The organism is Microcella flavibacter (assembly GCF_012530535.1).
Classification (GTDB): Bacteria; Actinomycetota; Actinomycetes; order Actinomycetales; family Microbacteriaceae; genus Microcella; species Microcella flavibacter.
This window is the reverse complement of record NZ_CP051299.1, coordinates 1,899,190-1,922,758: the sequence shown is the minus strand read 5'-3', so window position 1 is coordinate 1,922,758 and position 23,569 is coordinate 1,899,190. Positions and strand designations below refer to the sequence as shown.

General features: G+C 73.2%; 19 protein-coding genes. 15 read left to right on the top strand and 4 right to left on the bottom strand.

The window, feature by feature from the left end; all coding sequences use genetic code 11:
* Window positions 1-5: 5 nt before the first annotated feature.
* Window positions 6-620, top strand: coding sequence for a 2-phospho-L-lactate guanylyltransferase (gene cofC / locus HGB54_RS09180; RefSeq protein ID WP_228545776.1), 615 nt, complete (start codon window positions 6-8; stop codon window positions 618-620).
* 6 nt (window positions 621-626) lie between these two features.
* Here the strand turns inward: cofC and HGB54_RS09175 are convergent, their stop codons facing one another.
* The 3 genes from HGB54_RS09175 to cofD all read right to left on the bottom strand — a co-directional run bounded on the left by HGB54_RS09175 (window position 627) and on the right by cofD (window position 5,567).
* Window positions 627-1,040: a VOC family protein gene (locus HGB54_RS09175; RefSeq protein WP_228545775.1), complete on the bottom strand. Its 414-nt coding sequence runs from the start codon at window positions 1,038-1,040 to the stop codon at window positions 627-629.
* A 614-nt stretch (window positions 1,041-1,654) separates the two neighbouring features.
* Complete coding sequence (locus tag HGB54_RS09170) at window positions 1,655-4,336, bottom strand: bifunctional FO biosynthesis protein CofGH (protein ID WP_168916153.1); 2,682 nt, start codon at window positions 4,334-4,336, stop codon at window positions 1,655-1,657.
* A 217-nt stretch (window positions 4,337-4,553) separates the two neighbouring features.
* Window positions 4,554-5,567: a 2-phospho-L-lactate transferase gene (gene cofD / locus HGB54_RS09165; RefSeq protein ID WP_168916152.1), complete on the bottom strand. Its 1,014-nt coding sequence runs from the start codon at window positions 5,565-5,567 to the stop codon at window positions 4,554-4,556.
* 164 nt (window positions 5,568-5,731) lie between these two features.
* On the opposite strand from cofD, the gene HGB54_RS09160 reads away from it, so the two are divergent.
* From HGB54_RS09160 to mutM, 13 genes are all read left to right on the top strand, one after another.
* The gene (locus HGB54_RS09160) at window positions 5,732-6,580 is read left to right on the top strand and encodes a nitrilase-related carbon-nitrogen hydrolase (protein WP_168916151.1); all 849 of its coding nucleotides are present in this window, start codon (window positions 5,732-5,734) and stop codon (window positions 6,578-6,580) included.
* Window positions 6,581-6,608: 28 nt separating this feature from the next.
* Window positions 6,609-8,069 carry a dihydropyrimidinase gene (gene hydA, locus HGB54_RS09155; protein WP_168916150.1) on the top strand — a complete coding sequence of 487 codons (1,461 nt, stop codon included), beginning with the start codon at window positions 6,609-6,611 and terminating at the stop codon, window positions 8,067-8,069.
* 14 nt (window positions 8,070-8,083) lie between these two features.
* Window positions 8,084-9,100, top strand: coding sequence for a TIGR03842 family LLM class F420-dependent oxidoreductase (locus HGB54_RS09150; protein ID WP_168916149.1), 1,017 nt, complete (start codon window positions 8,084-8,086; stop codon window positions 9,098-9,100).
* Window positions 9,097-10,020, top strand: a complete 924-nt coding sequence (locus HGB54_RS09145) for an ABC transporter permease (protein ID WP_407663470.1) — start codon at window positions 9,097-9,099, stop codon at window positions 10,018-10,020. The genes HGB54_RS09150 and HGB54_RS09145 overlap by 4 nt, the downstream gene beginning before the upstream one ends.
* Window positions 10,017-10,856 (top strand): ABC transporter ATP-binding protein, encoded by an 840-nt coding sequence (locus tag HGB54_RS09140; protein ID WP_168916148.1) that lies wholly within the window; start codon window positions 10,017-10,019, stop codon window positions 10,854-10,856. Before HGB54_RS09145 ends, HGB54_RS09140 begins: the two co-directional genes overlap by 4 nt.
* Entirely contained in the window at window positions 10,853-11,680 is an 828-nt protein-coding gene (locus tag HGB54_RS09135) for an ABC transporter permease (protein ID WP_168916147.1), read from the top strand. The genes HGB54_RS09140 and HGB54_RS09135 overlap by 4 nt, the downstream gene beginning before the upstream one ends.
* A 65-nt stretch (window positions 11,681-11,745) precedes the next feature.
* Window positions 11,746-12,897: an ABC transporter substrate-binding protein gene (locus tag HGB54_RS09130; RefSeq protein WP_168916146.1), complete on the top strand. Its 1,152-nt coding sequence runs from the start codon at window positions 11,746-11,748 to the stop codon at window positions 12,895-12,897.
* A 43-nt stretch (window positions 12,898-12,940) separates the two neighbouring features.
* Entirely contained in the window at window positions 12,941-14,158 is a 1,218-nt protein-coding gene (locus HGB54_RS09125) for an FAD-binding domain-containing protein (RefSeq protein ID WP_168916145.1), read from the top strand.
* Window positions 14,159-14,265: 107 nt separating this feature from the next.
* Window positions 14,266-15,645, top strand: a complete 1,380-nt coding sequence (locus HGB54_RS09120) for an aspartate aminotransferase family protein (protein WP_168916144.1) — start codon at window positions 14,266-14,268, stop codon at window positions 15,643-15,645.
* Window positions 15,646-15,718: 73 nt separating this feature from the next.
* A complete protein-coding gene (locus tag HGB54_RS09115) occupies window positions 15,719-16,294 on the top strand; it encodes a YceD family protein (RefSeq protein WP_168916143.1) in 576 nt (191 codons plus the stop codon).
* 48 nt (window positions 16,295-16,342) lie between these two features.
* Window positions 16,343-16,546, top strand: coding sequence for a 50S ribosomal protein L32 (rpmF, locus tag HGB54_RS09110; RefSeq protein WP_168916142.1), 204 nt, complete (start codon window positions 16,343-16,345; stop codon window positions 16,544-16,546).
* A 36-nt stretch (window positions 16,547-16,582) separates the two neighbouring features.
* On the top strand, window positions 16,583-17,305 hold the full coding sequence (rnc, locus tag HGB54_RS09105) for a ribonuclease III (protein WP_168916141.1): 723 nt from the start codon (window positions 16,583-16,585) through the stop codon (window positions 17,303-17,305).
* 18 nt (window positions 17,306-17,323) lie between these two features.
* Window positions 17,324-18,244 carry a bifunctional DNA-formamidopyrimidine glycosylase/DNA-(apurinic or apyrimidinic site) lyase gene (gene mutM, locus HGB54_RS09100; RefSeq protein WP_168916140.1) on the top strand — a complete coding sequence of 307 codons (921 nt, stop codon included), beginning with the start codon at window positions 17,324-17,326 and terminating at the stop codon, window positions 18,242-18,244.
* A 368-nt stretch (window positions 18,245-18,612) separates the two neighbouring features.
* Here the strand turns inward: mutM and HGB54_RS09095 are convergent, their stop codons facing one another.
* Window positions 18,613-19,686, bottom strand: a complete 1,074-nt coding sequence (locus HGB54_RS09095) for a GNAT family N-acetyltransferase (protein WP_168916139.1) — start codon at window positions 19,684-19,686, stop codon at window positions 18,613-18,615.
* A 140-nt stretch (window positions 19,687-19,826) separates the two neighbouring features.
* On the opposite strand from HGB54_RS09095, the gene HGB54_RS09090 reads away from it, so the two are divergent.
* Window positions 19,827-23,561, top strand: coding sequence for a chromosome segregation SMC family protein (locus tag HGB54_RS09090; protein ID WP_168916138.1), 3,735 nt, complete (start codon window positions 19,827-19,829; stop codon window positions 23,559-23,561).
* The last annotated feature ends 8 nt before the right edge of the window (window positions 23,562-23,569 follow it).

The following is a 23,569-nucleotide window of genomic DNA, read 5'->3' as shown; positions in this document are numbered from 1 at the left end:
GGACGATGGCCCGCCCCGTCTCCCTCGTCGTCCCCGTGCGCGGCGGCGGCCGGGGCAAGTCGCGGCTCGCGGTCGACGCCGATCGCCGCGCGCGGCTCGCCGACGCGATCGCGCTCGACACGCTCGCCTCTGCGCGGGCCTGCCGGGCCGTCGGCGAGCTCGTCGTCGTCGGTGCGCTGCCCGAACCGGTCGAGGGGGTGCGGGTCGTGCCCGACCCGGGCTTCGGTCTGATCGTCGCGATCGGCGCGGGGTTGGCGATCTGCGATGAGGATGCCCCCACCGCCGTCCTGCTGGGCGACCTGCCGGCGCTGCACCCCGCCGACCTCGAGTCGGCGCTGCTCGCCGCGAGCGAGCACAGCTGGGCCTTCGTGCCCGACGCCGGGGGCTCCGGAACGGCGCTCGTCGTCGCGGCGGCGGGCCTGCCGCACGCGCTGCGGTTCGGGCCGGGATCGGCGGAGGCCCACGCCGACGCCGGCTACGTCGACCTCACGGCCGGACTCGCCGGCCCGCCCCTCGCCCTCGCCACCCTGCAGCGCGACGTCGACACGCTCGACGATCTCGAGGCCGCGCGCGCCCTCGGGCTCGGAGCCCGCACGAGCGCGGTGCTCGCCGGGCCCTAGCCGGGGTCAGGCGGGCGGTCCCTCCGCGGCGGCCACCGGGTCCATCCAGAAGACCTCCCAGTGGTGGCCGTCGGGGTCGCGGAAGTCGCGGCTGTACCTGAACCCGAGGTCGCGCGGCGGACGCGCGGCGGTGCCGCCCGCGGTGACGGCGCGCTCGAGCAGGGCATCCACCTCGTCGCGGCTGTCGGCGGTGAGCACGTAGATGGCCGCCGTCGCGGCGTGCGCGTCGGCGACGGGCAGGTCGGTGAACTCGGCGAAGGCGGCGGGCTCCATGATCATCGCGTAGATGGTGTCGCTGAGCACGACGCAGGCGGAGCGCTCGCCCGAGAACGACTCGTTGATGGTGAAGCCGAGCGCCTCGTAGAAGGCCCGGGAGCGGCCCACGTCGGCCACCGGCAGATTGACGAAGATCATCAGCATGGGTGCGCCGTACGCCTGTCGCGCGCCCACGCGCACTCCGTGCGGGGGTCGCGGCGGCGCGACGTCGCCGATCGCCGGGGGCCTGCGGCTCCCGCCGGGCGCTCGCGGCTCGCACGCACCCGGTTCGCGGTTCTCGTCCGCCCGGCTCGCTCCGCCCGCCCGCCCGTCTTGCTCCGCCCGCCCGTCTGGCTGGCTCGTTCCGCCTGGCTCGCTCCGCCCGTCCGTCTGGCTAGCTCCGTCCGCCCGGCTGGTTCCGCCCGCCCGCCCGGATCGCTCCGCCCGCTGCAGCGTCCTCGCGCGGCGCTCCGCGTCTCGCCGGGCGAGGGGGCGGCGCCGCCCCTCATGCTCCTTCCACTCCGCAGGAACTACATGAGCGAACGTCATGTAAGTCCTGCAGAGTGGAAGGCGGTGGGGAGAGAATGCCGTGCCGGACGTGCCGCGAAAGGCGGCGACCATCGCCGGAGATGCGGTCAGCGGACGAAGCGTCACGCACGTCCCGCGACATCGACCGCGCTGCGCGCGTCCGCCGGGCACCGCCGGCGAAACGGCCAGCGACCCGAGCGGCCTGGCCGGCCGTACCGCCCGCGGCGCCCCGAGCGCCGGGAGCGCCCCGCTCAGGCCCCCGCGCGAACCTCGGCGATCGACAGCGCGAGCCGCCGACCCGTCGCCGCGTACCCCTCGGTGCGGTGCGCCTGCGCCGCCGCGAGCCGCTCGGCGTCCGGCTCGCCGTACGTCGTCGTGCGCTGCCAGGAGGTGCGGCCGATCCCGCCGACGAGCTCCTCGAGCTCGGCCACGGTCTTCTCCGAGCCGTTGTCCGCGCCCGCCATGCGGCTGATCGTCTCCTCCATGAGGGTGCCGCCGACGTCGTCGGCCCCGCCGCGCAGCATCATCTGCGTGCCCTCGGTGCCGAGCTTCACCCACGAGGTCTGGATGTGGTCGATGCGTTCGTGCAGCATGAGCCGCGCGACCGCGTGGATCGCCCGGTTCTCCTGCGCGGTCGGGCCCGGACGGGCCACGCCCGCGAGGTACACGGGCGAGTTCGCGTGCACGAACGGCAGCAGCACGAACTCGGTGAACCCGCCGGTGTCGTCCTGCAGCGCCGACAGCGTGCGCAGGTGGCCGACCCAGTGCGCCGGGTTGTCGACGTGGCCGTACATCATCGTCGACGACGAGCGGATGCCCAGCCGGTGCGCCGTGCCCACGATGTCGAGCCACGTCGCCGCCGGCAGCTTGCCCTTCGTGAGCACCCAGCGCACCTCGTCGTCGAGGATCTCCGCCGCCGTGCCCGGAATCGTGTCGAGCCCGGCGAGCTGCGCCTCGCGCAGGAACTCCTCGAACGACAGCCCCGTGCGGGTCGCGCCGTTGACGATCTCCATCGGGCTGAACGCGTGCAGGTGGATGCCCGGCCGACGCTTCTTGACCTCGCGCGCGAGGTCGAAGTACGCGGTGCCCGGCAGATCCGGGTGGATGCCGCCCTGCATGCAGATCTCCGTGGCGCCCAGGTTCCACGCCTCGTCGACGCGGTCGCCCACCTGCTTCATGGAGAGAGTGAAGGCGTCGGCGTCGGTGCGTCGCTGCGCGAAGGCGCAGAAGCGGCAGCCGGTGTAGCAGACGTTGGTGAAGTTGATGTTGCGGTTCACGACGAACCCGACGCGGTCTCCGACCGTGTCGCGCCGCACCGAGTCGGCGAGCGCGGCGAGGGCGTCGAGGTCGTCGCCCTCGGCGTCGAGCAGGGTCAGGTAGTCGGCGTCGGAGAGCCCGGCGGGAGCATCCTCTGCCCGCTGCAGCACCGCGCGCACGCCCGCGCTCACCGCGAACCCTGCCGCGGACCGGCGTGTGTCGCCGACGGTCTCGCGCAGCTCGGCCCAGTCGCCGTAGACGTCCTCGAAGTCGCCGCGCGTCTGCGTCGTGCGCCCGACGGTGTCGATCTCGACATGCAGATCGGTGCGGCCCGTGCCGCCCGTCGCCGCCCAGTCGGGATCGGGCTCCTGCCAGGGCAGGCCGACCGGCATCGCCGACTCGTCGGCCAGGCCGTCGGGCCCGGCGAGCGCGCGCACGTGCGGCAGCACGCGCGGGTCGATCCACGGCTCCTCGGCGCGCACGAAGTGCGGGTGCGCGGTGAGGCGCTCGCGCAGCGCGTAGCCCGAGAGCGCGGTCAACCGGGCGAGCTCGTCGATCTGCGGCCACGGCCGCTCGGGGTTCACATGATCGGGGGTCAGCGGGCTCACGCCGCCCCAGTCGTCGATGCCGGCCCGGATCAGCAGGCCGAGCTCCTCGGCGTCGGTGAGGTTCGGCGGGGCCTGGATGCGCGCGCCGGGGCCCATCACGAGCTTGGCGACGGCGACCGAGGCGATGTACTCCTGCAGCTCCAGGTCGTCGGCGCCGCGCATCGCCGTGCGCGGCTTCGCGCGGAAGTTCTGGATGATGACCTCCTGCAGCGAACCGTGGCGGCGGGCCACGGCGCGCAGGGCGAACATCCCGTCGACGCGCTCGGCGTAGGTCTCGCCGATGCCCAGCAGCAGGCCGGAGGTGAAGGGCACGTTGCTGCGCCCCGCGTCCTCGAGCACGCGCAGTCGCAGCGCCGGATCCTTGTCGGGGCTGCCGAAGTGGGCGAGCCCGCGGGTCTCGAACAGGCGCGTCGAGGTGGTCTCGAGCATCATGCCCATGCTCGGGGCGACGGGCTTGAGGCGCTGGATCTCCTCCCACGTCATGACGCCGGGGTTGAGGTGGGGCAGCAGACCGGTCTCCTCGAGGATGCGGATCGACATCGCCCGCAGGTAGTCGATCGTCGAGTCGTAGCCGTGCGCGTCGAGCCACTCGCGGGCGGCCGGCCAGCGGTCCTCGGGGCGGTCGCCGAGGGTGAACAGCGCCTCCTTGCAGCCCATCGCCGCGCCCTGGCGCGCGACCTCGAGCACCTCGTCGGGGCTGAGGAACGGCGCCTTGCCCTCCTTCTCGAGCTGGTTCGGGGTCTTGACGAACACGCAGTAGTGGCAGCGGTCGCGGCAGAGGTGGGTGAGCGGGATGAACACCTTGCGCGAGTACGTGATGACCCCGGGGCGTCCGGCGCGCTCGAGCCCGGCATCCCGCACGCGGCTCGCGACCGTCAGCAGACGGTCGAGGTCGTCGTGGCGCGCGTGCAGCAGCGTCTCGGCCTCGGTCGCGTCGAGGGTCACGCCCGACTCGGCGCGCTTGAGGGCGCGCGAGATCGCCGAGGCGGTGGGCACGAAGCCCGCCTCCGGCGTCGGCGCGGCGGGGGCGACGGTCGGCGTGGGCAGAGGGACGGGCGAGTCGGTCACGAGTGCTCCGTGGTCGGCTGCGGCCGCGACGGGGCGACCGAGGGGGATGCGGGCGCGCGCGACCCGCGGGGGACGGCCCGGGCAGGAGCCGGGCCCAGGCGCCCCCAATGCCGGGTGCGCCGCGTCGATGCCGTCACCCTACTCGCGTCATGAGTCGTGCGCGTCTCGGGCCGGAGCGCTCATCCGAGCCGCCCGGCCCGCCGCCACGGCGCCGCGCTCAGCCCTCGTCGCGCAGCGCGAGCCCGAGCGCGACGGCCTCCTCGGCGAGCGCGGCGGCGGTGTCGAGGTCGCGCATCCACAGCGGCACGGCCCGCACGGCGAAGCCCTCGTCGTCGAGCGGGGCGACGAGCGCCGCGTCCTCCTCGGCCACGAGCCAGCCGTCGAGCAGTCCGCCGTCGCGGCGCAGCCCGTAGTGGCGGGCGACGGCGCCCGCGTCGGTCGCGACGCCGATGGCGCTGAGGCAGGCGTCGGCCATGCCGCGCACGGCCTCGCCCGCGATGATCGGCGAGACGCCGACGACGGGCGCGCGCTCGGCGGTGATGGCGTCGCGCATGCCGGGCACGGCGAGCACGGTGCCGATCGACACGACGGGGTTGGAGGGGGCGACGAGCACGAGGTCGGCCTCGAGCAGGGCATCCAGGGCGCCGGGGGAGGGCGCGGCGCTCTCGATGCCGTGCTGCACGAAACGAGCCGCCGGCAGGGAGGCCCGGTAGCGGGTCCACCACTCCTGGAAGTGCAGCTCGCGCTCGCCCGAGCCCGCGCCGGCATCGCCCGCGATGACGACGTGGGTGTCGACCTCGTCGTCGGTCGCGGGATGCAGGGTGACGCCGAGCTCCCAGCGCTGCTGCAGACGCCGCACGACCTCGGAGGGCGTTGCGCCCTCGCGCAGCCAGGCGCTGCGGGCGATGTGGGTGCCGAGGTCGAGGTCGCCGAGCGTGAACCAGGGCGGGGTCACGCCGTACTCCTGCAGCTCGGCCGAGACGCGCTCGCTCTCGCCGACCCGCCCCCAGCCCCGCACCTCGTCGTTCTGCCCGCTGAGCGTGTAGAGCATCGAGTCGAGGTCGGGGGTGATGCGCAATCCGGCGAGCCACCAGTCGTCCCCGGTGTTCACGATGACGTCGATCGCGGCGCCCTCGAGGGGCGCTCCCGGGGCCGCCCGGCGCACCGCCTCGCGCACGCCGCGCACGAACCGCGCGCCTCCGACCCCGCCTGCGAGCACCACGATCCTCATGCCTCCACGGTAGCCGCGCCGGGCATCGCGCTCATGCGTGCGGGATGGTGCAGGAATGCGCAGATGAGGCCTATGTTTTACCCACCTGTCATTGGGCGAAACGAGCCGGAAACGGCGCTCTCGCACACTGACCCCAGTTCAACGATGAAAAGGGGAACATGCACATGACCACGGTTCGCGCCGCGATCACTCAGACCACCTGGACGGGCGACAAGGAGTCGATGCTCGACAAGCACGAGCAGCTCGCCCGCGATGCCGCGGCCGACGGGGCGCAGATCATCTGCTTCCAGGAGCTCTTCTACGGCCCCTACTTCGGCATCATCGAGGACGCCAAGTACTACGACTACGCCGAACCCGCCGACGGGCCCATCGTGCAGCGCTTCGCGGCGCTCGCGAAGGAACTCAAGATGGTCATCGTCCTGCCCATCTACGAGGAGGACATGCCCGGCGTCTACTACAACACCGCCGTGGTGGTGGATGCCGACGGCACGATCCTCGGCAAGTACCGCAAGCACCACATCCCGAACCTCGACCGGTTCTGGGAGAAGTTCTACTTCCGCCCCGGCAACCTCGGCTACCCCGTGTTCGACACGGCCGTCGGCAAGGTGGGCGTCTACATCTGCTACGACCGGCACTTCCCCGAGGGCTGGCGCGAGCTGGGCCTGAACGGCGCCGAGATCGTCTTCAACCCGAGCGCCACGAAGCCCGGCCTCTCGAACCGCCTGTGGGAGCTCGAGCAGCCCGCCGCGGCCGCCGCGAACCAGTACTACATCGGGGCGAACAACCGCATCGGCACCGAGAGCGACGAGTTCGGCGACCTCGCCGTCACCTTCTACGGCTCGAGCTACTTCGTCGACCCGCGCGGCAACTACGTCGGCGAGGTCGCGAGCCAGGACCAGTCCGAGACGGTGACGCGCGACCTCGACCTCGACCTCATCCGCGAGGTGCGCAACAACTGGCAGTTCTACCGGGATCGTCGACCCGACTCCTACACCGCGACCACGCGCCCGTAGCCCGACCGACGATCTCAGGAGAATCCCGATGACCATCCTCATCACGGGCGGAACGGTCGTGAGCGCCACCGGGCGCACGGCCGCCGACGTCCTCATCGACGGCGAGCGCATCGTCGCCGTGCTCGAGCCGGGCTCGACCCTGCTCGGGCACGATCTGACCGCGAGCGTCGACACCGTCATCGACGCGACGGGCAAGTACGTGATCCCCGGCGGCATCGACGCCCACACCCACATGGAGCTGCCCTTCGGCGGCACCGCCGCGATCGACACCTTCGAGACCGGCACGATCGCGGCCGCCTGGGGCGGCACGACGAGCATCATCGACTTCGCGGTGCAGACCGCGGGCCAGAAGGTGTTCGACGGGCTCGCCGCGTGGCACGAGAAGGCCGCGGGCAACGCGGCCGTCGACTACGGGTTCCACCAGATCGTCGGCGGGGTCGACGCCGACTCGCTCGCGGCGCTGCCGAAGCTCATCGACGAGGGCATCACGAGCTACAAGCTCTTCATGGCCTACCCGGGCGTCTTCTACAGCGACGACGCGCAGATCCTGCGCGCCATGCAGGTCGCCGCCGACACCGGGCTCATGACGATGATGCACGCCGAGAACGGCCCCGCCATCGACGTGCTCGTCGAGCAGCTGCTCGCCCAGGGCAAGACCGACCCGTACTACCACGGGGTCGCGCGCGCCTGGCAGATGGAGGAGGAGGCGACGCACCGCGCGATCATGCTCGCGAACCTCACCGGCGCCCCGCTCTACGTCGTGCACGTGAGCGCCAAGCAGGCGGTCGAGCAGCTCGCGGCCGCGCGCGACGTCGGGCAGAACGTGTTCGGCGAGACGTGCCCGCAGTACCTGTACCTCTCGCTCGAGGACCAGCTCGGAGCTTCCAGTGACGAGTTCGGCGCCTTCGAGGGCGCCAAGTGGGTCTGCTCGACACCGCTGCGGTCGAAGGAGGAGGGCCACCAGCACCACATGTGGCGCAGCCTGCGCACGAACGACATCCAGATGGTCTCGACCGACCACTGCCCCTTCTGCATGAAGGGCCAGAAGGAGCTCGGGCTCGGCGACTTCTCGAAGATCCCGAACGGCATCGGCTCGGTCGAGCACCGCATGGATCTCATGTACCAGGGCGTCGTCACGGGCGAGATCACCCTCGAGCGCTGGGTCGAGCTCACGAGCACGACCCCGGCGCGCATGTTCGGGCTCTACGGCCGCAAGGGCGTCATCGCCCCGGGGGCCGACGCCGACGTCGTGATCTACGACCCGGACGGCCATACGAGCATCGGCATGCCCGTCGACGCCGAGGGCCGGCCGACCGGCAGGAAGCACCACATGAACATGGATCACGCGGCCTGGGAGGGCTTCGAGATCGATGGCAAGGTCGACACGGTCATCAGCCGCGGCTCGATCGTCATCCGCGACGACGCGTTCCACGGGCGGGCCGGCCACGGCCAGTACCTGCGCCGCGGCCTGTCGCAGTACCTGGTGTAGGGGAGGGAGCAGCCATGGACTTCGGAGCAGTCATCCAGACCAACCCGCCCGCCTCGCGCACGGTGCACCTCGCCAAGCTCGCCGAGCAGCACGGCTTCAGCCACGTGTGGACCTTCGACTCGCACATCCTCTGGCAGGAGCCCTACGTCATCTACTCGGCGATCCTCGCCGAGACGCACCGCGTGAAGGTGGGGCCCTTCGTCACGAACCCCGCCACGCGCGACTGGACGGTGACGGCGAGCACCTTCGCCACCCTCAACGAGATGTACGGCAACCGCACGGTCTGCGGCATCGGCCGCGGCGACTCGGCCGTGCGCGTCACGAACGGCAAGCCGACGACGCTCGCCGAGCTGCGCGAGTCGATCCACGTGATCCGCGAGCTCGCGAACTCCCGCGCGGTCGAGTACCACGGCGCCACGCTGCAGCTGCCGTGGAGCACGGGCAGCGAGCTCGAGATGTGGGTGGCCGCCTACGGCCCGCTCGCGCTCAAGCTCACGGGCGAGGTCGGCGACGGCTTCATCCTGCAGCTGGCCGACCTCGACATCGCGAAGTGGATGATCGAGACCGTGCGCACGGCCGCCGACAACGCCGGGCGCGACCCGATGGACGTGAAGTTCTGCGTGGCCGCGCCGATGTACGTCGGCGACGACTGGGAGCACATGCGCGACCAGTGCCGCTGGTTCGGCGGGATGGTCGGCAACCACGTCGCCGACATCGTCGCCAAGCACGGCGCCGGCAGCGAGGTGCCGACGGCGCTCACCGACTACATCGCCGGGCGCGAGGGCTACGACTACAACAGCCACGGCAAGGCCGGCAACGACCACGTCGACTTCGTGCCCGACGAGATCGTCGACCGCTTCTGCGTGCTCGGCACCGCGGAGCAGCACATCGAGAAGCTCGAGGCCCTGCGCGAGCTCGGCGTCGACCAGTTCGCCGGCTACCTGCAGCACGACAACAAGGAGGAGACCCTCCGCGTCTACGGCGAGCGCATCATTCCCGCGATCAACGCGCCGAAGCGGGCGAAGGCGTGACCGACGCCGCGATCGCGCTCACCCCGCCCCGTCGTCGGGCGCGCGATCGCGGCGCGCGGCTGCGGGTGTGGGGCTGGGGCCTCGTGGGGCTCGTCGCGCTGGGCATCGTGTGGGAGGCGTACAAGGCGCTCGGCCCCGCCGACGGCGTGGTCGTGGCGGGCATCCGCGTGCTGCCGCGCACGAGCGATCTCGCCATGCCGCACCTGTGGGAGATGGCGGGCAGGATGCTCGAGCCGGTGACGCGCGCCGAGGGCGCCGACCCGCTCTGGCTCGAGATCGTGCTCGCGGCCTCGCTGACCCTCGGCATCGCGGCCGCGGGCTGGGTGGTCGGAGTCGCCGTCGGCATCGGCCTCGCCCTCGTCATGCAGCGCTGGCGGCTCGCCGAGTCGGCGATGCTGCCGTGGATCGTGCTGAGTCAGACGGTGCCGCTCATCGCCTTCGCCCCGCTCGTGCGCAGCTGGGGCTCGCGCATCGAGATCGGCGCCTTCGAGTGGCAGGACTGGATGTCGGTCGCGGTGATCGCGAGCTACCTGGCCTTCTTCCCCGTCGCGGTCGGCGCGCTGCGCGGGCTGCAGGCACCCGACCGCATCCATCTCGAGCTCATGCACACCTACTCGGTGGGCTGGTGGCAGACGCTCACGCGCCTCCGCTTCCCCGCCGCCGTGCCCTACCTCCTGCCGGCCCTCCGTCTCGCGGCCGCGAACGCCGTCGTCGGCGCCGTCGTCGCCGAGGTCTCGACGGGCCTGCAGGGCGGCATCGGCCGCCTCGTCATCCAGTACGCCGGGCAGGCCTCCGGCGACCCGGCGAAGGCCTGGGCGCCCATCGCGGGCGCCGTCGCCCTCGGGCTCATCGCGGCCGGCTCGGTCGCGCTGCTCGGCATCATCCTCCGCACCTACCGACGCTCCGAGGAGCAGGCATGACCTCCACGACCCCCGCGACGAGCACCGCCGTCGCCGCCCCCGCCGTCGCCGTCACCGGCGTCGACAAGATCTTCTCCACGAAGGCGGGCGAGGTGACGGCGCTCACGGGCATCGACCTCGCGGTCGCGCCCGGCGAGTTCGTCTCGCTCATCGGCCCCTCCGGCTGCGGCAAGTCGACGCTGCTGCGCCTCATCGCCGACCTCGACACCCCGAGCTCGGGCACCGTCGAGGTCTTCGGCACCTCCGCGCACCAGGCGCGGCTCGACCAGAAGTACGGCATCGCCTTCCAGCAGGCGGGGCTGCTGCCCTGGCGCACGGTGGCCGGCAACATCGCGCTGCCGCTCGAGCTCGCCGGCGTCGCCCCGGCCGAGCGCACCGCCCGCGTCGAGCAGCTCGTCGCGCTCGTCGGCCTCGGCGACTTCGCCGATCGGTTCCCCGATCAGCTCTCGGGCGGCATGCAGCAGCGCGTCGCGATCGCCCGCGCGCTCGCCAAGAAGCCCGCCCTGCTGCTCATGGACGAGCCCTTCGGTGCCCTCGACGAGATGACGCGCGAGTACATGCAGACCGAGCTGCTGCGCATCGCCGCCGACACGGGCGCCGCCGTCGTCTTCGTGACCCACTCGATCCCCGAGGCCGTGTACCTCAGCGACCGCGTCGTCGTCATGTCGCCCCGCCCGGGCCGCATCGCCGACGTCGTCACGATGAACCTCGGCCGCACCGCCGACCGCGCCGACGACCTGCGCGAGGACGGCGCCTTCTTCGAGATGATCACCTCCGTGCGCGAGGCCCTGCACGGCAGCCCGGTCGCGGGCGCCCGCGGGGTGGAGACCCGATGACGGCGACGGCCGCGCCCCGCCGGTCGACTGCGGCTGCGGCGGGCGCCGCGTCCGCCCCGATGCGGGATGCCCCGCCGAGCGCCGCGCAGCGCATCCTCGCGCCGATCGTGCTCGGCGTCGTGGTGATCGGCGCCTGGCAGCTGCTCACCGCCTCGGGCCTCGTCGAGGCCTACCTGCTGCCGAGCCCGGCCGCCATCGGCGAGCAGATCATCGAGTTCGCCCCGACCATGCTGAGCGCGGCGGGCATCACGGGGCTCAACGCGCTGCTCGGGCTCGTGCTCGGATCCCTGCTCGGGGTGCTCGCCGCCCTCGCCGCCTCGAGCGCCCGGCCGGTGGACGGCATGCTCGCGCCCGTCGTCGCGGCGCTCGCGGTCATCCCGATCGTCGCCCTCGCCCCGGTGCTCAACACGATGTTCGGCGCCGACTCGCAGGTCGGCCGCCAGCTCATCGCCGGGCTCGCGGCCTTCGTGCCGGTGTTCATCACCACGGCGCGGGGCCTGCGGCAGACCCAGCCCGTGCACCGCGACCTCATGCGCACCTACGCGGCGAGCCGCTGGCAGATCATGCGCACGATCACCCTGCGCACGGCGGCGCCGTACACGTTCACGGGCATCCGCCTCGCCTCGTCGCTCGCCGTCATCTCGGCGCTCGTCGCCGAGTACTTCGGCGGCCCGCGCGGCGGGCTCGGCGGGCTCATCTCGACCTCGGCGGCCTCGAGCGCGTACCCGCGCGCCTGGGCCTACGTGGTCGCCGCCATCCTGCTCGGCCTCGCCTTCTACCTCGTCACCCTCGCCCTCGAGAGCGCCGTCTCGCGACGGCGCTGACCCCCGAACCCCTCCTCCCGCACCCACCGCACCGCATCCCATCCCTGCACCACGAAAGGACAGCCATGACGCACAGCACCCCCCGTCGCCTCGCGACGTTCAGCGCGCTCGGCCTCACCGCCGCGCTCGCCCTCACCGCCTGCGCCGGCGGTGACCCCGGCACCTCCGACGGCGGGGGCGGCGACGAGCTCACGCCCGTCTCGCTGCAGCTGCAGTGGCTGCCGCAGGGCCAGTTCGCCGGCTACTTCGCCGCCGCCGAGCAGGGCTACTTCGAGGAGGCGGGCCTGGATGTGGAGATCATCCCCTCGGGCGGCGACATCGTGCCGCAGGACGCTCTCTCGAACGGCGACGTCGACTACGCGATCGCCTGGGTGCCGAAGGTGCTCGGCTCGATCGAGGCCGGCGCGAACGTCACCAACATCGCGCAGATCTTCCAGCGCTCGGGCACGCTGCAGGTGGCGTGGGCCGACAGCGGCATCGAGTCGGTCGCCGACTTCGAGGGCAAGAAGATCGGCTCGTGGGGCTTCGGCAACGAGTGGGAGATCTTCGCGGCCATGGCTGAGGAGGGCCTCGACTCGTCCACCGTCGAGATCATCACGCAGGACTTCAACATGAACGCCTTCCTCAGCGGCGACATCGACGCCGCGCAGGCGATGACGTACAACGAGTACGCGCAGGTGCTCGAGACGGTGAACCCCGAGACGGGCGAGCTCTACACCGCGGACGACCTCAACGTCATCAGCTACGAGGACACCGTCGGCGCGATGCTGCAGGACGCGATCTGGGCCGACACCGAGCGCCTCGAGAGCGACGAGGAGTACCAGGAGACGACGGTCGCCTTCCTCAAGGCCGTCATCAAGGGCTGGGTCTACGCGGCCGAGAACCCGGAGGAGGCCTCGCAGATCACGATCGACGCCGGCAGCGGCTGGGGCCCGAGCCACGAGCTGTGGATGGTCAACGAGACCAACAAGCTCATCTGGCCGGCCCCGAACGGCATCGGCTTCATCGACGAGGGCGCGTACCAGGCCACCGTCGACGCCGCGCTGAGCGCCGTCAACGAGTCGGGCGCGAGCCTCATCACCGAGGAGCCCGCCGAGGGCGTCTGGACGAACGAGTACATCGAGCAGGCGCTCGCCGAGCTCGAGGAGGAGGGCGTCGACATCTACGGCGAGAGCTTCTCGCCGATCGACGTCGAGCTGCTCGAGGGCGGCAACTAGCCGCCCCGCGGGTTCTCCCAGACCGGCCGCGCAGGCTGGGGGCATGACGTTCGCCCCCGCCTCCCGCGCGGCCGGTCTGGCCCGCCTCGACGACTTCGCGCCGCTCGCCGGGCGCCGCTACGCCGCCGACCGCAACCACGACCGCGGCCCGCACGAGCAGCCCGCCGTCTCGCAGCTCTCGCCGTACCTCCGCCACCGCCTCGTCACCGAGGAGGAGGTCGTGCGGCACGTGCTCGCGACGCACTCGCTGCAGGCGGCCTCCACGTTCGTGCAGGAGGTCTACTGGCGCACCTACTGGAAGGGCTGGCTCGAGCAGCGCCCGAGCGTCTTCACCCGCTACGAGCACGGCGCCCTCGCCGCCCGCGAGTCGCTGGGGGAGGAGGGCGAGGCCCTGCTCGCCGCCGCCGTCGAGGGCCGCGCCGGCATCGAGGGCTTCGACGACTGGGCCCGCGAGCTCGTCGACACCGGGTACCTGCACAACCACGCCCGCATGTGGTTCGCGAGCATCTGGATCTTCACGCTGCGCCTGCCCTGGCAGCTCGGCGCCGAGTTCTTCCTGCGCCACCTGCTCGACGGCGATCCCGCCTCCAACACGCTCAGCTGGCGCTGGGTCGCCGGACTGCAGACGCGCGGCAAGACCTACCTCGCCACCGCCGACAACATCGCCCGCTACACCGAGGGCCGCTTCCGGCCTCGCGGCCTCGCGAGCGTCGCGCCCGCGCTCGAGGAGGACGAGCCGGTGCCGACCCCGGCGCCCCTCGCTCCGGCCGCCGCCGTGCCGCCCGGGCGGATCGGGCTGCTGCTGCACGACGACGACCTCGCGCCCGAGACGCTGCCGGGCGTCGAGCGCATCGCGGCCGTCGCGGCCCCGGCGCGCGGGCGGGATCGCACCGCGCAGGGCACCGCCGCGATGGTCGCCGACTTCCAGCGGGATGCCCTCGCCGACGGCCTCGACCGCGCGGCGAGCATCCATGACGCCCCCGCCGAGAGCCTCGGCGACCTCACCGCGCCCGCCATCGCCGCCTGGGCCGCGCGGCACGAGCTCGACGCGATCGTCATGCCGCTCGCGCCCGTCGGCGCCGCGCGCACGGCGCTCGACCGGGCGGCCGCCGAGCTCGCGTCGGAGGGCCTGCCCCTCGTCTCCCTGCACCGCGAGTGGGATGCCCGAGCCTGGCCGCACGCCACGCGCGGCTTCTTCCCGTTCCGCGAGCGCATCCCGCAACTTCTGCGCGCTCAGGGTTTGCTCGCGCACGGGTCATAATGAGCGGAACAGGGGCCGGCCCGCCGCGCCCCGGAGCGTCGCACCCTCATCGCGCGGCGCTCCTCACGCCAGCGGCGCCCGCGCCCCGACACGAGGAACCGATACCGATGACCGACACGCTGAACCGGTCGCACCCCGTCGACACCGCCCCCGCCCCGGCGCTCGACCCCGCCGACGGCGCCCGCGCCTACGATCTCGATCGCGAGTTCGTCTTCCACTCCTGGAGCGCCCAGGGCGCCCTGAAGCCCTTCGTCGTCGCCGGCGCGTCGGGCTGCGAGGTCTGGAACTACGACGGCGAGCGCTTCCTCGACTTCTCGAGCCAGCTCGTCAACACGAACATCGGCCACTCGCACCCGAAGGTCGTCGCGGCCATCCAGCACCAGGCCGCCGAGCTCGCGACGGTCGCGCCCTCGCACGCCAGCCTCGCCCGCGGCGAGGCCGCGAAGCGCATCGTCGAGAAGGCCGGCCCCGGCTTCGCGAAGGTCTTCTTCACGAACGGCGGCGCCGACGCGATCGAGAACGCCATCCGCATGGCGCGTCTGACCACCCACCGCCACAAGGTCATCTCGACCTACCGCAGCTACCACGGCAACACGGGTGCGGCGATCGCCTCCACCGGCGACTGGCGCCGCATCCCCAACGAGTACGCCTTCGGGCACGTGCACGTCTTCGGCCCGTTCCTCTACCGCAGCGAGTTCCACAGCGAGACGCCCGAGCAGGAGTGCGCGCGCGCCCTGAAGAGCCTCGAGCGCACCATCCAGGCCGAGGGCGCCGACACGATCGCCGCCATCCTGCTCGAGTCGGTGCCCGGCACCGCGGGCGTGCTGACGCCGCCCGTCGGCTACCTCGAGGGCGTGCGCGAGCTGTGCGACCGGTACGGCATCGTCTGGATCGCCGACGAGGTCATGGCCGGCTTCGGCCGCACGGGGGAGTGGTTCGCCTGGCAGGGCGCCGACATCAACCCCTCCCGCGCCACCCCCGACCTCATCGCCTTCGCCAAGGGCGTCAACTCCGGCTACGTGCCCGCGGGCGGCGTCGTCATCAGCCCGTCCATCGCCGCGGCCTTCGATGAGCGCGTCTTCCCCGGCGGGCTCACCTACTCGGGCCACCCGCTCGCGATGGCCTCGATCGTCGCCGCGCTCGACGCGATGACCGAGGAGGGCATCGTCGAGAACGCGAGGATGATCGGCGAGCAGCATCTCGGACCGGGCCTGCGCGCCCTCGCCGAGAAGCACCCCATGATCGGCGAGGTGCGCGGCATGGGCGTCTTCTGGGCGCTCGACCTCGTCACCGACCGCGAGAGCCGCACCCCCGTCGGCGCCGACGTCATCGGCCGGCTCAAGGCCGAGCTCATGGCCCGGCACGTGCTGCCCTTCGCCGCCGACAACCGCATCCACGTCGTGCCGCCGTGCATCGTCACGCCGGCCGAGGTCGAGCGGGCGCTCGTCGCCTACGACGAGGCCTTCACGGCGGTCGCCGCGGGCTGAGCCGACGCCGGCGCGCGCCGGGCATCCACCGCGTGATGGATGCCCGGCTCGCCAGGGCGTAGGATGGAGCGTTATGCCTGCCGCCAGAAGCCCCTACCTCGTCCGCGTGCGCGATCTCGTGCACCGTCCGGGAGAGATGCGCGAGGTCGCCCTGGCGTTCGATCTGCCCGAGCAGCTCGGCGCCGCCGCGGTCGTCGTGCCCGCCGGCGCGCCCCTGACGCTCGACCTGCGGCTCGAGGGCCTGCACGAGGGCATCCTCGTGAGCGGCACCATCGGCGCGACGGCGCGCGGCGAGTGCGTGCGCTGCCTCGACCCCCTCGCCCTGCCCCTCGAGGTCGAATTCCAGGAGCTTTTCGCGTATTCTCCTGACGACGCCTTCGACTACACGGTTCACGACGACCACGTGGATTGTGAACCCGTGGTCAGAGACGCCGTCGTGCTGGCCCTGCCGTTCCAGCCGGTGTGCCGCCCCGACTGCCCGGGGCTCGACCCCGAGACCGGTGAGCGCCTGGCCGACCAGCCGGCGCGCGAGCCGCGCGAGGTGATCGACCCGCGGTGGGCGGCCCTGCAGGGCTTCGCCGCGAGCGAGAGCGGCACCGATGACGGCAGCACCGACCAGACCAGCACCACCCCCGAGACCGCAGACTGAGACAACGTCGGCGCGCACGCGCGCCCGTGTGAGAGAGAGAAGAAGATCATGGCTGTTCCGAAGCGGAAGAAGTCCCGAGCCAACACCCACGCGCGTCGTTCGCAGTGGAAGGCCGAGGTCCCCACGCTCGTCAAGACCATCGAGAACGGCAAGGTCGTCTACAGCCTCCCGCACCGCGCCAAGGTCGTCGAGGACTCGGCGGGCACCCCGCTGTTCCTCGAGTACAAGGGCCGCAAGGTCGCCGACGTCTAAGTCGACCGCACCCTGTCGACGCAGCGCACGACGCCCGTGAGAGCGGCATCCGGCCCCGAGCCCGATCGCACCGCGCTCACGGGCGCCCTCGGCGTCTCCATCGACCCCGCGCTGCTCGAGCTCGCGCTCACCCACCGGTCGTGGGCGTACGAGCACGGCGGCGTCGCCAACAACGAGCGGCTCGAGTTCCTCGGCGACTCGATCCTCGGCCAGGCCGTCACGGTCATGCTCTACACCTCGTACCCGAACCTCGATGAGGGCGACCTCGCGAAGCGACGCGCCTCCCTCGTCTCCTCGGTCGCGCTCGCGGAGGTCGCCCGCGGCATCGGCCTCGGCGACCACCTCAAGCTCGGCAAGGGCGAGGAGCTGACGGGCGGGCGCGACAAGTCGTCGATCCTCGCCGACACGGTCGAGGCGATCATCGGCGCCGCCTACCTCGATCTCGGGGGCGAGACCGCCACGACGCTCGTGCTGCACCTCGTGGCCCCGCTGCTCGCCGACCCCGACCGATTCGGCGCGGCGATGGATCCGAAGACCTCGTTGCAGGAGCTCGCCGCGCGCCGCGGCCACGGCATCCCGGTCTACGAGCTGAGCGACACCGGCCCGGACCACTCGAAGCGCTTCACCGCCACCGTCGTGCTCGGCGGGGAGTCGATCGCCTCGGGCGAGGGCACGAGCAAGAAGCAGGCCGAGATGGCGGCCGCGCTCGAGGCCTGGACGGTGCTGAGCGCCCGGCGCTCGAGCACGCGCCCCGCCTGAGCAGGGCATCCCGCCGCCATGCCCGAGCTGCCCGAGGTCGAGGTCGTCCGCCACGGACTCGCGCCCGCCGTCACCGGCGCGCGCATCGAGCGCGTGACCGTGCTCGACGCGCGCTCGCTGAAGCGGCACGACGGGCCGGCCGAGGACTTCGTCGAGCGGCTCGCCGGCGCGCACGTCGCTGCGGCGGTGCGGCGGGGCAAGTTCCTCTGGATGCCGCTCGCGCTCGGCGAGGGAGGCTTCGGCGACCCCGTCGAGGCCCTCGTCGTGCACCTCGGCATGAGCGGTCAGGTGCTGCTGCGCGCCCGCGACGCCGAGGTCGCCCCGCTCACCCGCCTGCTCTTCGACGTGCACCACCCCGAGCACGGCGCCCTGCGCGTCGACTTCGTCGACCAGCGCATCTTCGGCTCCATGGCCATCGACCCGTTGCAGACGACGCCGGATGCCGCTGCCGGCGGCCACGGAAGCCCCCTGCCCCTCGTGCCCGGCCAGGTGGCGCACATCGCCCGCGACCCGCTCGATCCGGCCTTCGACGAGGCGCGCTTCCTCAGCGCCCTGCGCGCGCGGCGCACCGGCATCAAGCGCGCGCTGCTCGACCAGACCCTCGTGAGCGGCATCGGCAACATCTACGCCGACGAGTCGCTGTGGGCCGCGCGCCTGCACTACGACCAGCCGACGAGCTCGCTCTCGACGCGCAAGGCGCGCGAGCTGCTCGGCGAGGTGCGCACGGTGCTGCGCCGCGCGCTCGACGAGGGCGGCACGAGCTTCGACGCCCAGTACGTCAACGTCAACGGCGCCTCCGGCTACTTCAGCCACTCGCTGCGCGCCTACGGCCAGCACGGCATGCCCTGCGAGCGCTGCGGCCGGCTCATCGTGCGCGAGCAGTTCATGAACCGCGGCTCGCACTTCTGCCCGGGCTGCCAGCGCCTGCGCGCGGCCTGAGCCGCGCATCCACCCCGCGGGCGCCGCAGCCGCCCTCTGCACCCTTCCCGCTCGGGAGGATGTCCACCCTGCGCGGCATCTGCCGGCGGCGCGCGCGCGTCGGCCTCGACACGCCGACATCGCGTTGGACGACCGCGCAGCACGGACACGCTCGCGCCGATCCCGCGCACGCTCGTTCGGACGCGCCGCTCGGGAACCAGGCGAGCCACTCGCGACGCGCCGCGTTCCACACTCCCGCATCCGAACGAACGAACGCCCGAACGAACGAACGCCCGAACGCGCGAACCGAGGCGCGAGCAGCCCGAGGCGCGAGCAGGTGAGCGCCCCAGCGGCGACCGGCAGCAGGCCCGCGCCGCGCATCCACCCCGCTAGAGGGTCTTGCGCCACGCCCCCTCGTAGACGAAGGGCACGAAGCCGAGGGCCTCGTTGACGTCGAGCATGTGCCGGTTCTCCTCCGCGTTGTAGGTGATGACCGAGGGATGCCCCGGCCGCACCCGCTCGAGGAACAGCAGGTTCTCGGCCTTCAGCAGCAGCCCCAAGCGGTGCCCGCGGTGCTCGCGCAGCACGAGGGTGTCCTCCTGCGAGGCCGGGCGGTCGCGCTCGGCGGGGGCCGTCATCTCGGTGAAGCCGACGAGCCGGCCGGAGGCGACGTGCTCCACCGCGGCCGTGAGCGAGGTGCGGGGGCTGTCCTGCTCGAAGCGCTCGTCCTCGACGAGGCGCTCGACCGTCCAGACGTCCTCGGGCTCCTCGAGGCCCGCGGTGGGGGCGTCGGTGCTCATGCGGGTCAGCAGGTGCGCGATGTCCTCGCGCCACTCCTCGGGGGTCGCGTCGATCCAGGTGCGCACGCGGTACTCGTCCTCGGGCGCGCGCAGCCGGGCGGCGCGCACGGCCTCGAGGCGGCCGGGCTCGAGCGGCAGCGGCAGGCGGCTGCCGCGCTCGACCTGCTCGAGCGTGTAGCCGAAGCTCTGCAGCAGGCGTACCTCGGGGGTGCCGGCGGGCACCGAGCCGAAGCCGGTGGGGGAGGGGATGCGGATGCCGCCCTGCTTCCACGAGGGGGCGTAGGCGATCGCGCGGGTCTTGCCCTCGGCGCGCGCCATCTCCTCCATGCGGCGGCCGAGGGCCGCGCCGACGCCGAGCCCGCGCGCCTCCGGCAGCACCTCCATGAAGAGCCAGACGGTGTCGGCGGCCTCGTCGGTGCGCGTCTCGTAGACGCCGCGGCCCACGAGGCGCCCGTCGAGACGCGCGGCGAGCATCCGCTTCGGCTCGAAGGTGGTCTTCTGCCAGCCGGGCAGCAGCTCCTCGGCGCTGTAGTCGAGGTCGGTGCCGCCCGAGTCGTGCCGGTTCGCCGCGTTGCGCACCTCGACGCAGGCGAGGAACTCGGCCGCGTCGTCGGCGTCGAGGCGCGCCGGGATGACGACCTCGGTGATCGTGATCCCGCCCATGCCGAGCCCTCCTGATCGTCTGCGTGCACGCCCGCCGCACCCGCGGCCAGCCCGCCAGGATACTGGCGCGCGAGCCGGTACGGTAGGCCTCGATCCCTCCGATCGCCCATCCGTCCGACGTTCTCGCGAGGAGCCGCCGCGTGCACCTGAAGAGCCTGACGCTCAAGGGCTTCAAGTCGTTCGCGCAGCCGACCACGTTCCAGTTCGAGACCGGGGTCACCTGCGTCGTCGGGCCCAACGGCTCGGGCAAGTCGAACGTCGTCGACGCGCTCGCCTGGGTGATGGGCGAGCAGGGCGTCAAGACCCTGCGCGGCGGCACGATGAGCGACGTCATCTTCGCGGGCACGGCGACGCGCGGCCCGCTCGGCCGCGCCGAGGTGCAGCTGACGATCGACAACAGCGACGGCGCCCTGCCGATCGAGTACAGCGAGGTGACGATCTCGCGCACGCTGTTCCGCAACGGCGGCAGCGAGTACGCGATCAACGGCTCCTCGTGCCGGCTGCTCGACGTGCAGGAGCTGCTGAGCGACTCCGGCCTCGGGCGCGAGATGCACGTCATCGTCGGGCAGGGCCGGCTCGACTCGGTGCTGCACGCGAGCCCTGAGGAGCGCCGCGGCTTCATCGAGGAGGCGGCGGGCATCCTGAAGCACCGTCGTCGCAAGGAGAAGACGGTGCGCAAGCTCGAGGCCATGCAGTCGAACCTGACGCGGCTGAGCGACCTCGCCGGCGAGATCCGGCGGCAGCTGACCCCGCTGGGGCGCCAGGCCGAGATCGCGCGCGAGGCGCAGACGATCGCCGCGATCGTGCGGGATGCCCGTTCCCGCCTGCTGGCCGACGAGGTCGTCGCCCTGCGCACCGCCCTCGCCGACCACCACCGCACCGAGAGCGAGCGCACGAGCGAGCGCCTCGTCGTGCAGAGCCAGCTCGACCAGGCGCGGCTGCGGGTGCAGCGCATCGAGGCGCAGATGGTCGGCGACGCCGTCGACCGCGCGCGCGGCACGGCCTTCGCGCTCGAGAAGGTGCAGGACCGCCTGCGCTCGCTGAGCACCCTCACGCAGCAGAAGCTCACCCTGCTGAGCCAGCAGTCGGAGCTGCCCGGCATGCAGTCGACGGTGACGCAGGCGATGGTCGACGAGGCGCGCGCCGGGGCCGAGCGGCTCACCGCCGGGGTCGCCGAGGCCGAGCGCGCCGTCGGCGAGGCCGCGGCCCGCACCGCGACCGCGCGGGCCTCCCTCGACTCGCTCGACGAGGAGATCGCGGCGCAGTCGGCCCTCGTCTCGCAGCACGACCTCGAGCTCGCCGGCCTCGCCAGTCGTGTGGAGGTCGCCCGCTCGACGCTCGCCGCCGCCCGCGGCGAGCAGCTGCGCCAGCAGAACGCGCTCGAGGCCGCGCTCGCCCGCCAGGAGTCGACGCGCGCCGAGCTCGCCGCCCTGCCCGCGCTCGAGCAGGCCGAGGGCGCCGACGCCGAGCTCGACGAGGCCCTGCGCGCGGCCGACGAGCGGGTCGCCGCCATCCAGGGCCGCCTCGACGGCGAGCGGGATGCCCTGCACGGCCTCGAGCGCGAGCGCGACGCCCTCGCCGCCCGCGTCAGCGCGCTCTCGCAGGCCGTCGACTCGGGCGACGGCGCCCTCGGCCTGCTCGGCTCGAGCGGCGTGCGCGGACTCGTCTCCGACCACGTGCAGGTCACCCCGGGCTTCGAGGCGGCCGTCGCCGCCGCCCTCGGGAGCCTCGCCGAGGCCGTGCTCGTGGACGACGCCGACGCCGGGTTCGCCGCGCTCGACCGGGCCCGCGCGGCCGAGGCCGGTCGCGTCGAGGTGGTGCTCGCCGAGCTGGGCGGCGCGACGACCGCTGCCGCCGCGCCCGCCGTGCCCGGCCTCACCGCGGCGGCGAGCGTCGTCACCGCCCCCGCGGGCGTGCTCGCCCTGCTCACCCGCACGCTCATCGCGGACGACCTCGCCGCCGCCCGCGCCGCCTGGCCGGCGATCGAGGGCCTCGGGGACGAGGCCGGCACCGTGACGGTCGTCACCCGCGAGGGCGAGGTGCTCACCCGCACCGTGCTGCGCGGCGGCTCGGGCGCCGGCCGCAGCCGGCTCGAGCTGACCGCCGAGCGCGACGCCGCCGCCGAGCGCCTCGCCGACGTCGCCACGGGCATCGAGCGGGCCCGCTTCGCGCTCGACGCCTCGCGCGCCGAGCTCGCCGAGGCGAAGGCGCTCGCGACCGCGGCGCTCGCCGCCGTGCGCGACCACGACGCCCAGCGGGCCGCCCGCAGCGAGCAGCTGAGCCGCGCCCGCGCGCAGGCCGAGGCCGCCGAGGCCGAGGCCGAGCGCCTCGCCGGAGCGGGGGAGCGCGCCGCCGACGTCGTGCGCGAGGCGGAGGGCGGCGTCGAGCGCGCCGTGGCCGCCCACGACGACTTCGCCGCCCGCCCGCGTCCCATGCTCGACGCGAGCGCCCGCGACGGCCTCGTCGTCGAGCTCGACGCCGTGCGCGCCGCCGAGACCGAGCACCGCATCGCCCTCGAGACCGCGCGCGAGCGGGTGCGCGCCGCCCGCGAGGGCGCCCTGCAGCTCGAGCGCCGCCGCGAGGCCGAGCGCTCCGCCGCCGAGGAGGCCGCCCGCCGCGCCGTGCTGCGCCAGCGCCAGGTCGAGCGCGCCCGCACCGTCGCCGAGTCGCTGCCCGCCGTGCTGAACGCCGTCGACCGCTCCGTCGCCGAGGCCCGGGTCGAGCTGCACCGCGCCGAGTCCGAGCGCGCCACCCAGAACGAGGAGCTCGTCGAGCTGCGCCGCAGCGAGGCGCAGCTGCGCGAGCGCCTGCACGCCATCACCGAGAACGTGCACGGCCTCGAGCTGCAGATCTACGAGAAGAAGCTGCACCTCTCGCAGCTGCTCGAGCGCGCGGCCGGCGAGCTCGGCCTCGACGAGGACGTCCTGGTCGCCGAGTACGGCCCCGAGTCGCCCGTTCCCGACGACGACGCGCTGACCGCCGCCGCGCGGGCCGTGGCCGACGCCGTGGCCGCGGAAGCAGCATCCCGCGTCGACCCCGACCCCGACGCACCGCTGCCCGACGTCACGAGCGATGAGGAGTCGGCGCGGGTCGCCGAGCTCGTCGCGCAGTCGGCCCCGCAGGCGGCGCGAGATGCCGAGGGCGGCTCAGAGGGCGAGGGGATGCCCGCGGCCGAGCCCGTCGTGGCCGGCAAGCCCTTCGTGCGCGCCGAGCAGCAGGCCCGGCTGGCGAAGGCCGAGCGCAAGCTCAGCCAGCTCGGCCGCGTGAACCCGCTCGCGCTCGAGGAGTTCGCCGCGCTCGAGCAGCGCCACAAATTCCTCAGCGAGCAGCTGACCGACCTCGCCGACACCCGCCGCGACCTGCTGACGATCATCGATGAGCTCGACGAGACGATGCAGCACATCTTCGCCGCGGCCTTCGCCGACACGAAGGACGCCTTCGACCGCGTGTTCCCGGTGCTGTTCCCCGGCGGGACGGGTCAGCTGCTGCTCACCGACCCCGAGAACATGCTCACCACGGGCATCGAGGTGACGGTGAAGCCCGCCGGCAAGAAGATCGAGCGGCTGAGCCTGCTCTCGGGCGGCGAGCGCTCGCTCGCGGCCGTGGCGCTGCTCATCGCCATCTTCAAGGCCCGGCCGAGCCCGTTCTACATCATGGACGAGGTGGAGGCGGCGCTCGACGACGCGAACCTCGGCCGGCTGCTGACGATCTTCCGCGACCTGCGCGAGACGAGCCAGCTCATCATCATCACGCACCAGAAGCGCACGATGGAGATCGCCGACGCGCTCTACGGCGTGAGCATGCGGAAGGACGGCGTGAGCGCCGTCGTCGGCCAGCGGGTGCGGGCGCCCGAGCCGGAGGCCGTCGCGGGCTGAGTCGACGT